Consider the following 12,129-nt stretch of genomic DNA (forward strand, 5'->3'; position numbering starts at 1 on the left):
CTCAGCGCCCTCGGGCGCGGGGATCAAGAAACACGTAGACGACGTCGACCAAGAAGTTCGCCCCCAGCACGGCCAGCGTGATGGTGAGGAAGATCCCCTGCATGAGCGGATAGTCCTGGTTACGAACGGCCTGGATGAGCAGGAAGCCCTGACCCGGATACGAGAAGACGATCTCGGTGAGCAGCGACCCGGCGAGCACGAAACCAAGCGCCATGCCGAACCCGGTGACGTTGGGCAGGAGCGCGTTCCGCGCGGCGTAGCTGAACATGACCCGCCACTGGGAGAGCCCCTTGGCCTGGGCCATCGTGATGTACTCCTCGGACAGCACGGTGACCATCGCGCTGCGCATGCCGAGCATCCAGCCCCCGATGGTGGCGATGACGATCGACAGGCCGGGCAGGACCATGTGCGACAGCACGCTCCCGATGAACTCGAAGCTCCACTCGGGCGAGAGCGTGTCGCTGTAGGCGTGGCGCAGCGGGAAGGCCCCGAGCACGAAGCCGAGGATGTAGAGCGCCACCATCGCGAGCCAGAAGTACGGGAACGCGCCGAGGAACATCAGGACGGGCGGCATGAGCGAGTCGAGCCAACCGCCCCGCTTCCACGTCGCGATGATGCCGAGCAGCGTCCCCAGCGCGAAGCTGACGAGCACGGCGGAGCCCGACAGGAGCATCGTCCAGCCGAGCCCCGTCGCGATGACGTCCGTCACCTTCGCGGGGAAGTGCGCGATCGACAGGCCGAGATCTCCCGTCAGCGTGTGGCTCAGGTAGGTGATGTATTGCTTGTAGAGCGGCGCATCCGTGAACCCGAACGCCTTCCGCAGCGCGTCGATCGCTTCCGGCTGAAGCTGCCCGCGGAAGCGCGCGAACATCGCCGAGGCGGGGTCGCCCGGCATGAGCCGCGGAATGAGGAAGTTCAGGGTGAGCGATGCCCACGCCGCGATGAAATACAAGCCCAGCTGTCGAAGAAGGTAACGCACAGAAGCTCTCTCTTCTAACCTGCTCTCCGGATCAGATCACGCCCGATGTCACTTCGGCTTGAGCTCGGTGAGGACGAGCAGGTACTCGGGCGGGTTGTTCGGCGACAGCTTCGCGTACGGGTTCTCCTTGCTGGGGAACCCGGTGAAGCGGCGGGTGTTGAACTCGCCCCAGGACGGCCCGGGGAAGAGCGGGATGGAGGGCGCCGTCTCGGAGAACGTCTCCTGGAGCTGCTCGATGAGCTTCTTCTGCTCCGCAGGATCCGTCGCGGCCTCGAACGCCTCGAAGAGGCTGTCCGTCTGCTTGGCGCCGAAGCGGTGCCAGTTGCGCGCCGACGACTCGCCGACCGGCTTCACGGTCGCGGTGCCGATGAGGTCGCGGTAGAAGTTGTAGGGCGTCGGCTCCTCGTTCGACCAGCCCATCGACAGATCGAAGGTGCCCTTCTGGAGCGCCTCGAAGAACGCGCTGAAGTCGTACGTCCTCAGCGAGGCCTCGACGCCGACCTGCTTCACCTGCTGCGTGACGATCTGCGCCGCGCGCACCCAGTCGGACCAGCCGGTTACGACGTTGATGTCGAAGCGCAGCGGCTTCCCGTCCTTCGAGCGGATGCCGTCCGGGCCCTTGGCGTAGCCCGCCTCGTCGAGCATCTGGTTCGCCTTGGCCACGTTGAACTTCACCCAGTCGCCGCCCTCGACGACCTTCTGGCTGCGCCAGCGCTCGTGCGCGTCGCTGAGCGCCGTCGCGTCCGCCGGCCGCGTGTAGTTGTTCATGGCGACCTTGACGATCTGCTCGCGGTCGAGCGACATGCTGATCGCCTTGCGCACCCGAACGTCGTCGAGCGGCTTCTTCGTCGTGTTCGTGTAGACGAACACGGTGCTACCGACGAGCGGGAACCAGTAGTGGTGATTGGCGGGGTCCTTGCCGACGTAGACCTTCTCGATCTCCGGGACGAAGTTGCCGGCCCAGTCGACCTCGCCGTTCAGGAGCGCCAGGTTGGCCTGGTCGTTGCCGGGGTAGGCCGGGAAGCGGAGCCCCTTGATCGCGGGCTTGCCCTGCTGCCAGTAGTTCGGGTTCCGGCCGAGCTCGTAGATCTGGTTCTGGAAGGTCTTCACCTCGGTGAAGGGCCCCGTCGCGACCGGGTTCTCGTTCGTGAACGTGACCGGATCCGTCACGTCCTTCCACTTGTGCTCCGGCACGATCGGCTGGTGCCCGAGGAAGACGAGCCCGGGGACGTACGGCCGCGTGAGCGTGAACTCGACCGAGGAGTCGCTCTTGGCCTCAACCGCGGTCAGCCACTTCCAGACGCCCTGCAGGTCGAGGGCCGCGTGCTTCTTCAGCAGCCCGAAGGTGAAGGCCACGTCCTTCGCCGTGAAGGGCTGGCCATCGGACCACTTCACGCCGGGGCGCGTCGTGAAGGTGAGCGTCTTGTTCCCGTTGCTCCACTCGTACTTCGAGGCGAGCCAGGGGGTGAACTCGCCCTTCATCGTGTTGTAAACGAGGAGCGGCTCGTAGATGCCAGCGACGGTCGGCCAGCGAACGTTGCCAGCGGCCAGCAGAGGATTGAAGTTGCGCACCCACGAGGCTTGCTGCTCGATCGACACGGTCAGGAAGGTGTCCGCAGCCGCGGGGTTCTTGCCGGTCCCCTGACCGGCCGGGGCCGTGCCCGCGGGGTCCTTCTTCGCATCGGACTTCCCGCAACCCGCCGCGGCGCCGACCGAAAGAAGCAACGCCGAAAGAACCAACGTTCGACGCGGCAGCAACCAGTTCCTCATGAAATGCTCCTCAGCGGGGCCCTCGTGGACACGCCCGAGCGCCCACCGTCCCTCTCCCATTCATTTGATCTTCCTGGAAGCCGCCACGTGACAGAGCGACTCGCCGGAGCCCGACGCGCGCAACGCAGCGCACCATACCGGCATCCAGACGTCGGCACTGTAGCCGTCTTCGCACAGCAGTGTCAACGGGGATTCGAGGTCGCTATCAAGTTCTCACGCCGCTCGCGCAGGCGCGTTTTCAAGGGAGATGTCGTGGCGCGTCATGCCTCGCGGCGGCAACTCCGTCTCATGGTGTCATCGCGCGTCATGACGGCTGAGGGCTCCGGCACTGACACTGTTATTTTCTTCGTTCACAGCAAGGCAGGAAGGCTGTCGATGACGCATGGTTTCAGAGAGCGGTCGGAGCACGTCATATACAGATGTCCGTGATCGATGACAAGACCAGATTTTTCGGTCTCGTTCCAGTGTGCGGATGGGCACTCTCGGAGGGGCGAGGTGCTGCGCTCGCCCAGCGCTGGCGGCAGGGAGATCGTGCGCCGCGCGCGCGGCGCGATGCGGTCGATAGGCCGGTGCGCTCAGGGTCAATCCGGGGCTGGCGACTCTACCCGTGGAGCCGTGATCCCCGCGGCCGTGGCCCTGGAACCCAGGTAGATACCACGTGTCGAGGAAGATTCCACTCCATGTCCGTTTGGTTTCGTATGGGCTCCTACGAGCTCGTTCGGGCTCGTGCGACGGGGCGGGGGCGTGGTCGAGCGGGCGCGCCTCACGGAAGCGGGGGAGCGGACGCTGGCACGAGGAAATCGGCGCCCCAAAGCTCGTCTGCCGCGCTGTTGTCGGTGAACGCGTTCTCGCTCTCCTTCTTCAGCCGGGGCGCGGGCGAGCCCTGCACGACCAGCCCGAAGCGGTTGTCCGAGGCGCGCACCCTGGAGAGGCGACCCGAGCTCTGGTCGTACAGGATGCCAGCCCGCGCACAGCCGGCGACACGCACGTCGTCGAGGGTGGCTGTGGACCCGGCGAGCACCAGGACGCCATCGGCGACGACGTCGTCGCGCCGCGCGCCCTTCCCGGCTCGGCCGTCGCCGGTCACCCCGTCGACGACGGTCTGTGCGATCTCCGCCTCGGCGGCGAACAGCGCCACGCCGGCCGTGCGGCTCGCGCGGACGATGGACGAGGCGAGCCGGAGCTGATAGCCCGCGGCGGCGACACCGATGCCGGCGCCGCCGTCGCTCGCCTCGCCGCCCGAGGTGTCCTCGATGAGGTCCCCCGTGATCTCGACCTTGCCGCCCGGGAACTCCGCGCCGGCGAGGACGCCGACGGAGCGGTTGCCGCGGATGACGTTGCCCGCGAGCACCGCGGTGGCCCCCCGATAGATGACGATCCCCTGCCCCACCGGCGCGCGGCGGTCCGGCGCGACATGCCCTTCGACGAGGTTGCCTGTCACGGTCGCCTCGGACCCGTCATACCCCACCGACAGCCCGGGCCCCTCGTTGTCGCGAATGGCGTTCGACGAGAGCGTCACGCGGCCCTCCATCACGGCCACCCCGGCGCCGTCGCCCCAGGCCCCTCCGGCGATCGTCCCCTCGATGAGGTTGCCCCCGGCGACCAGCTCGGCGGAGAGATCGCCCACGTGAACCCCGGTCCCTCGGTTCTGAACGACCGCGCTGTCCTGGAGGCGCATCGCCGCGCCGCGGGCCACGGCGACGCCGAACCCGCCGAGGAGCGACAGCGACGGGGCCGCCACCGTGCCCTTGACCAGGCTCCGCGTCATCGTCGCCGCCGAGCCCTCGCCGATGACGGCGACGCCGAGCTCCGCGTTGCCGAGGATCACGCTCGAGTCGATCGCGACGCGCGATCCGCTCGCCGCGTACACGCCGACGCCGTAGCTCGGCTCGTGAATCCCGGGCATCGTCCCCTCGACGAGCACGCCGGAGATCGTCGCCAGGGAGCTCCCCGACGCGACGATCCCCGATAGCCGGTTTCCGACCACAGCCGTGCGCTCGATCGACGCCTCGGCGCCGCCCCGGACGACGATCCCCTCGCCGTCCAGGAGGTGCTCCGACGACGAGGTCCCCTCGATGAGGCTGCCCACCACGGCCGCCGTGGCGCCCACCTCGAGCGCGGCCACGCCCGCGGCGCGGCAGCCCGTCACGGCGCTCTCCTTCACGAACAGCGCGCCGCCGGTGTCCGCGGAGGCGCCCATGCCGTCGCCCGCGCTGCCGGCGCGCGTCCCCTCGATCCAGCTCTGCGCCACCGAGAGCCGCGCGCCGTCGCTTGAGAGGACGCCGGCATGGACAGCGCCCTTGATGTGCACGCGCTCGATCGTCACGGCGCTCGCGCCCATGGCCACCACGCCGGCGCCATCCCCGCCGATCTCGACCCCCCGGAGCGCCACCTCCCCTGCGCCGAGCACGGCCACGATCGCCGGAGGATGGACGAGCGGGCTCACCCCGCGGATGCGCACATGCGAGGCGCACCGGCCGGCGATCGCGAGGGGCCTCGTGATGACGACCGGCTCGTCGTAGGTGCCGTCCGCGAGCGCGATCGTCCCGCCCTCGACGACGAGCTCGAGCGCCGCCGCGAGCGTCGTGGCCGGCCTCGCCTCGGAGCCGTCGCTGTCCGGGCCGGCGTAGCTCGGGTCGACATACACGTTCCCGGGCGCGCGAGGGATGTTCCCCCACGGCCCGAGCCCGCAACCGTCGGGGCCGTCGACGGACACGCACCCCGCTTCCGGGACTGCGAACGTGCCTGTCGGGCACTTCGCCATGGCCGGCCTGCAGAGCCCGTCATCGCCGACGAGCTCGGGAGCGCAGCGCGGGATGCCGGCGGGGACGCAGCCCTCATCGAACTTCGGGATCGTCCCCGGAGGGCATTTCGCCATCGAGGGGTGGCAGAGATCGTCGCTTTCCACGAACAGCTCTGCGCACCCCTGGATGCCCACCGGCATGCACGCGTCCCCGGGCCCGAGGACGTGCCCGCGCGCGCAGCGCGGGGCGACGTGCTCCCCGTCGAGCGCGGCGTCGGCGCTGCGAGCGCGGTCGCCGCACGCCGCGGCGAGCAGCGACAGGGCCGCGATGCCGGCGGCCAGGCAAGACAAACCCGCGCGCGTCGCGCAGAAGCGCATGCAATACCCTCCCTGGACAGCGCTGCCTCGTGGCGCGCCCCGCGAGCTCCCGCTCGCTCCTCGGGCGAACGGCTGCCCGGGGCCCCCGCGACAGCGGGAGACCGCGTGTCCGGCATGAACCGGCGCTCCGAGCGCCGGAGATCCTCATCGAGCCCGCGGAAAGATGACGAGGACAGCGCCTGAACGGCGCCGCGCGCCCCCTTCCGCGTAATGAATCCTACAACAGGAGATAGCCTCCTGCCAGGCAGAGGCGTCTCGATCGCGCCGACTTTCCCTGCATCGCCGGGGACGTCTGCGCCGCGCTGCTCGCTTCGATGCGGGCGTGGGCGGGCCTGTGGATCCTCTCGGGCGGCGAGGCTCGGGCGCGCCTCCACTCGTGTGGGTCGCACGCTTTCTGTCAATCACGTCGGGCCGCGCCGAGCGCCGCCGGGTGGCGCCGCGGAGGAGGCCGTTTTCGCTGCTTCGCGGGGCTGCCGTCCGCGGCTGAAGGCCGCGGCGGCGCCGTCGTTCGGGACGACATGGCGATGGTGCGCAGCGCAGAGCGCGGCTCGAGCGCGCGCTGCGCCGACGCGGTCGCCGCAGAAGGAGCGCCGCTCTGGGCCTCTGTCGGCTCACGTGGGCTGAGCACGGCGTGACCAGAGGACCCGAGGCCCGCGGGCCGTTGCCGCCCATCAGCGATGATGTCGAGTCTCCTCAGCCCTCGATTGCAGAGATCGACCAGGTCTTCGGAAATGCGGTTTGCAGGGCCCGATAAAGCTGCAAGTCGGGTCGCTCTCGTCCCGTCCCGCCGCGCGTCGCGCGCGGGGGAGCCCCGCGGCGCGCGTCGACATTTGCCTTTCTCCAGCGCTCGGGAGCCTCCCACATCGGCGCTGCGGGGCGACGTCGATACGCGCCGGCGCGGCGGCGCTCGGGCGCGATGAAGAGGGGCAGAGCTCCCACCCGGCGCGGATTCAGACAATGCCCTTTCGCCGTCGCCGTCCGGCGGCCGCAGAGGGCCGACGCGGCAAGCTCTGCACACGCGCTGTCAGGCACGCAGCCTGCTCTCGACACCGCTCAACATGCCACTGCGGGCCTGACGGCCCTGGCGGGGCATGGAAGGAGGACGGATGGTTAGCTCGATCGATATGAAGATGGCGCAAGCGGCGATGCTCTTTTCCGTGTTGATGACCGGGTGCGCGGTCGACGCGGTGACACCGGAGGAGGCCGACTTGGAGCAGGCCGACGTCGACGTGGCGTCGAGCGAGCAGGCGTTGGAGGGAGAGACGGAGGAGACGCGGGGCGGCGGCGTGGTGGGCCCGCCCGTGATGCCGGGCAAGACCGATATCGGCCAGGGGCCGATCAAGGGCCCCGGCGGGCCGCTCGTTCAGGGCCCGGGCGGCCCGGGCGTGGGTGGGCCGTTTCAAGGGCCCCCCATCGGCAAGGGCGGCCCCGTCGGCCAGGCTGATCCCGGGCAGATCCCGGGCGGCTATCCGGGCGGCTATCCGGGCGGCTATCCGGGCGGCTATCCGGGCGGCGGCTTCCCGGGCGGCTATCCGGGCGGCGGCTTCCCGGGCGGCTATCCGGGCGGCGGCTTCCCGGGCGGCTATCCGGGCGGCTTCCCGGGCGGCTATCCGGGCGGCGGCCTCGGCGGCCTCGGCGGCTATCCGGGCGGCGGCCTCGGCGGCCTCGGCGGCTATCCGGGCGGCGGCCTCGGCGGCCTCGGCGGCCTCGGCGGCGGTTTCGGCGGCTCCCCGTACGGCAACTTCTCCGGCGGCCTGGGGGGGGCGGGCGCCCCCGGGCTGTTCCCCTGACGTCATCGCCTGAATTGGCCGGCCACGTTGCCGGTCGAGAACAGCGGTGATCGACGCGACGGGCCGCCGGAACCTCTGCGGGGAGCCGCACAAGCTCCCCGCGAGGCCGGCGGCCCGCCGGTCGATCGACCTGTCGAGATCACACGCCCGCCACGGCGCGCTGGCTCGAGCGGCGCGCGAGGCCCGCGCGAAAGGTTGGACCCCCGCCGCGCGGTCGAGGCAGCATACGGCGATGGAAGACGCCCCCCTCCTAGAGCGCGAGCCGGAGACCAACACCTTCGGTGAGTCCATGGCGGTGTTTCACACGGCCGCGGATCTCATCGGCCTGGCTCCCCGCATCCGGCTGGAGCTCGAGCAGCCCGACTACGAGCACATCTTCTACATCACCACGCAGCTCCAGGACCGCCTCGTCCCCTTCCGCGGGGAGGCGGCCGCGACCTACGAACGGCTCCCCGCGTCGACGATCCCGAACCGCGCCGCCATCACCCCGCTCTTCAACGGCAAGCTCATCCTCCGCCCCGAGGCGCTCCGGAGCGGCTCGATCCACGTGCAGGACGGCGTGATCCGCCTCGCCGACCAGGGGCTTTACCGGATCCAGCCCGGCGAGTTCGTCCGCTTCAAGGCCTATCGGGTCCAGCACAACCAGGCGAGGGGGCCCTACAAGGGAGGGCTCCGCTTCCACAAGGCCGTGTCGCTCGACCTGTTCAACGCGCTCGCCGCCGAGATGACCTGGAAGACCGCCATCGCGCATGTCCCGTTCGGCGGCGCCAAGGGCGGTATTCGCATGGATCCGCGCGAGCACAGCAAGGAGGAGCTCGAGGCGATCTCGCTCCGGTACATGTACCGGCTCAAGCAGCTCATCGGGCCCAACGTCGACATCCCCGCGCCCGACGTGGGCACGAACGCCGAGGTGATGGCGTGGCTCCTGCGCCAGTACAGCGACGGCGAGCGCGAGCGGCACAACCACCGCGGCGTCGTCACGGGCAAGGACGTGCGCATCGGCGGCTCCGAGGGGCGTGCCAGGGCGACCGGCCAGGGGCTCGCGTACTGCATCGAGGACTGGTACGCGCAGCGCGGCGCCTCCCTCGCCGGGGTGCGCTTCATCGTGCAGGGTTTCGGCAATGTCGGCTCCGCCGCCGCCGAGATCCTGTGCAGGATGGGCGCCCGGTGCGTCGCGGTCCAGGACGCCGACGGCGCGGTGGCCGACCCGAACGGCATCGATGTCGGCGCGCTGATGGCCTATGTCAGCGAGAACCCGCAGAACCTCCGGCGGTCGGTCGCCGGCTACGGCGGGGCCCAGCCGATCGCGCGGGACGACTTCTGGGGCGTCGACGCGGAGATCTGCATCCCTGCCGCGCTCGGCGACGCCATCACCGGCGAGGTGGCCGAGCGGCTCAAGGCGAAGCTCGTGGCCGAGGGCGCCAACCGCCCGACCACGACCGAGGGGGACAGGGTGCTGGCGGAGCGCGGCATCAGCGTCATCCCCGACATCATCGGCAACGCGGGCGGCGTGACCGTCTCGTACTACGAGTGGATCCAGAACAAGCGCATGGAGCACTGGACCGAGGGCGAGGTGAACACGCGGCTCGAGCGCGCCATCAAGAGCAACTACCGCCTGATCTGCGACATCGCGGAGGACCGGCCGCGCCGCACCGAAGATCACGACTCGACGAGGCTCGTCCTCGGCAAGCGCCTGCCGATGCGGCTCGCCGCGATGGTGCTCGCGCTCAAGCGCATCGAGGCGCACTACATGCTGGAAGGGTTCTCCCAGTAGGCCGCGCCTCCGGCCGCCGAAGCGGCGCAGACGTCCGGCCGTCCCTGGCCGGACGTCCTCCGGGCGGCGCTACCGGGCGACGCCGTACCCGAGCTTCTTGATGCCGTAGACCTTGATCTTGTGCTGCAGCGTCCGCAGCGGCAGCTCGAGGCGCCGCGCCGCCTCCGTCTGGTTCCAGTCGGACGCGCGCAGCGCCTCGAGCAGGAGATCGGCCTCGATCTGCTCCAGGCGCATCTTGAGGCCGCCCGCCGCGGGGGCCGACGACGACGTCGGCTCGGACGCGCGCGAGAGCAGCGGCTCGGACGGGCGCTGGGACAGGGCCGGCATGCCGGGCTCGGACGAGCGCGAGGGGCCGTGGGCGCGCGACGTCGCGGGCGGCGAGCTGGGCGAGGTCACCGCCACGCGGATCCGCTCCGGGAGGTCGCGCGCCATGATCGCCTCGCCCTCCGCGATCACCACCGCCCGCTCGATCGCGTTGCGGAGCTCGCGCACGTTGCCGGGCCACGGGTAGCTCTTCAGCAGGGCCAGCGCCTCGGACGTGATCGACTGGACCCTGCTGAGGTTCGCCGCGTTCGCCTGCTGCAGGAAGCCCGCGGCGAGCGTCGCGATGTCGTCGCGGCGCGCGCGGAGCGGCGGGATGTTCAGCGTCATCGCGTTCAGCCGGTAGAGCAGATCGAGCCGGAACGTGCCCGCGTCGCACATCGCGTCGAGGTCGCGGTGCGTCGCCGCGATCACGCGGACGTCGACCTCGATCTCCTTTGTCGCGCCGACGCGCGTCACCCGCTTGGTCTCGAGCACGCGCAGGAGCGCGGCCTGCGCGGCCGCGGGCAGCTCGCCGATCTCGTCGAGCAGGACCGTGCCGCCGGCGGCCGCCTCGAAGACGCCCTTATGCTGCTGGCTCGCCCCGGTGAAGGCGCCGCGCTCGTGGCCGAAGAGGGTGCTCTCGATGAGCAGCGCCGGGATCGCCCCGCAGTTCACGCAGATGAGCGGCTCGCCGCGGCGCGGGCTGCGGTCGTGGATGAACCTCGCGAGCACCTCCTTGCCCGTCCCGGTCTCGCCGCGCAGGAGCACCGGGATCGAGGAGCGCGCGGCCCGGAGCGCCACCTCGACGAGCGATCGCATGAGCGGGCTCTTGGTCGCGAGGACGTGGCCGTCGGCCTCCCACTGGCTCTCCGGCACCGCGCTCGCGGCGCCCTCCTCCTCGGGCGGCCGGGCGCCTTCGACCTTCGGCGCGACGTAGAGCAGCGCGCCCTCCGGGGCCGCGAGGCGCACGGGCTCCGCGGGGCTCGCGCTCCGCGACGCCTCGTGGCTGACCTCGATGAGCTTGTCGGTGGAGGTCGCGGCGTCGGGGAACACGGCGACCCCCGACACCAGCATGGGCTCGCCCTCGCGGCGCGCGACGATCGCCTTCGCGAGCTCCTCCGCGAGCTCGGGCGTGACCTCGGGGAGCAGGATCTCGAGGGTGTCGGCGCTGTAGAACGCGACGCGATCGACGGGCCGCAGCGCCTCGCGCACGCGGAGCCCCCAGTGGCGGAGGTGGCTCGCCTGCGCGCCGAGCGAGCGGACCACGACGAGCGCGAACTTCCGGCTGAAGAACCTGGACCGCACGATCTCGGCCTGCAGGGCGATGCGGAGCGCGTCGGAGCCCTCCAGGCCGAACGGCGGCAGCTCGCCGCCGGCGAGCACGTGCACCGACGCGACGATGCCGCCGAGCAGCACCTCGTCCCCGGCCTTGACCACGCCGCTCTCGACCCGCTGCCCCGAGATGCGCGTCCCGTTGCGCGAGCCGAGGTCCTCGACCACGACCTCGCCGCCCACGAGGGTGAAGCGCGCGTGCCGGCGCGAGATGCTCCTGTCCCGGATCACGACGTCGGCCGGGGGTTCCCTGCCGACGACGACGCCGACGCCGGGGCTCATCGGGGCCATCTCGACGCCGTCACGATGGTAAACGAGCAGGAGAACACGCCGCTTCTCCGAGCGCGCGCCCTGAATGAGCTCCCCTGTCTTGAATGACAGCGGTGCAGTCGTCGCCATGGGGCCGGTTCTGTGACCGCTCACACTGCCCAACTACGCCTCATTGCTCCAAGCGGCAACCGGGAAGCAACGGCACCGCCGGTCTTCGACGAACGCGCGCCGGGACGCTCGGTCTGCCGCATGCCTGCGCCCCGCGCCCTGCGCCCCGCGTCCCGCGCGGCGGCCGCGTGGTAAGGTGGTCGCATGCTCCGTCTCAACGCCGAATGGACAGAGGTGCTCCGCCGGTACAAGGAAGACCACCAGGATCCGCGCAACCAGGCATGTCACAAGGTGGGCATACCGCTGATCGTCGCGAGCTTCCCGGTGGGCGCGACCCTCATCGGCCTCCCGCTCGCGGCCGCGATGTTCACGGCAGGCTGGGGCTTCCAGTTCGCGGGTCACTACTTCGAGGGGAAGAAGCCGTCGTTCGTGGACGACAAACGGAGCCTGATCGTCGGCGTGCTCTGGTGTCTCGAGAAATATGGCCTGCGCGTCTTCGAGGAGACGCCCGCCCCCTGACGCGCCGCTCCAGCCTCGGCCATCTCTGCCGTCCCACGTGCACGGCTGTGACGCGGACACACCCGACCGCGCATTCAAGGAAAATCTGGAATTACCTACTTCACGCCCCTGCTGCGATGCGTAATGCTCGCTTGACGTGATGCATGCAGGGTCGTACCTGTGT

7 protein-coding genes are annotated in these 12,129 nt (G+C 70.5%); 3 read left to right on the forward strand and 4 right to left on the reverse strand.

Annotated features, from left to right (window positions below):
* Position 1: 1 nt before the first annotated feature.
* The 3 genes from WMF17_RS22510 to WMF17_RS22520 form a co-directional block, all read right to left on the reverse strand.
* The gene (locus tag WMF17_RS22510; RefSeq protein WP_437604136.1) at positions 2-979 is read right to left on the reverse strand and encodes an ABC transporter permease; all 978 of its coding nucleotides are present in this window, start codon (positions 977-979) and stop codon (positions 2-4) included.
* Between the two features lie 48 nt (positions 980-1,027).
* Entirely contained in the window at positions 1,028-2,749 is a 1,722-nt protein-coding gene (locus WMF17_RS22515; protein WP_437604137.1) for an ABC transporter substrate-binding protein, read from the reverse strand.
* A 763-nt stretch (positions 2,750-3,512) separates the two neighbouring features.
* On the reverse strand, positions 3,513-5,870 hold the full coding sequence (locus WMF17_RS22520) for a right-handed parallel beta-helix repeat-containing protein (RefSeq protein ID WP_437604138.1): 2,358 nt from the start codon (positions 5,868-5,870) through the stop codon (positions 3,513-3,515).
* Between the two features lie 1,106 nt (positions 5,871-6,976).
* On the opposite strand from WMF17_RS22520, the gene WMF17_RS22525 reads away from it, so the two are divergent.
* Both WMF17_RS22525 and WMF17_RS22530 read left to right on the forward strand, forming a co-directional pair.
* Positions 6,977-7,660, forward strand: coding sequence for a hypothetical protein (locus WMF17_RS22525; RefSeq protein WP_437651202.1), 684 nt, complete (start codon positions 6,977-6,979; stop codon positions 7,658-7,660).
* Between the two features lie 232 nt (positions 7,661-7,892).
* A complete protein-coding gene (locus WMF17_RS22530) occupies positions 7,893-9,434 on the forward strand; it encodes a Glu/Leu/Phe/Val family dehydrogenase (RefSeq protein WP_437604140.1) in 1,542 nt (513 codons plus the stop codon).
* A 69-nt stretch (positions 9,435-9,503) separates the two neighbouring features.
* On the opposite strand, the gene WMF17_RS22535 is transcribed toward WMF17_RS22530, so the two are convergent.
* On the reverse strand, positions 9,504-11,468 hold the full coding sequence (locus tag WMF17_RS22535) for a sigma 54-interacting transcriptional regulator (protein ID WP_437604141.1): 1,965 nt from the start codon (positions 11,466-11,468) through the stop codon (positions 9,504-9,506).
* Between the two features lie 183 nt (positions 11,469-11,651).
* On the opposite strand from WMF17_RS22535, the gene WMF17_RS22540 reads away from it, so the two are divergent.
* A complete protein-coding gene (locus WMF17_RS22540; protein WP_437604142.1) occupies positions 11,652-11,966 on the forward strand; it encodes an Mpo1-like protein in 315 nt (104 codons plus the stop codon).
* Positions 11,967-12,129 lie beyond the last annotated feature (163 nt).

The sequence above is a fragment of the Sorangium sp. So ce362 genome, from assembly GCF_051519845.1.
Taxonomy (GTDB): Bacteria; Myxococcota_A; Polyangia; order Polyangiales; family Polyangiaceae; genus Sorangium.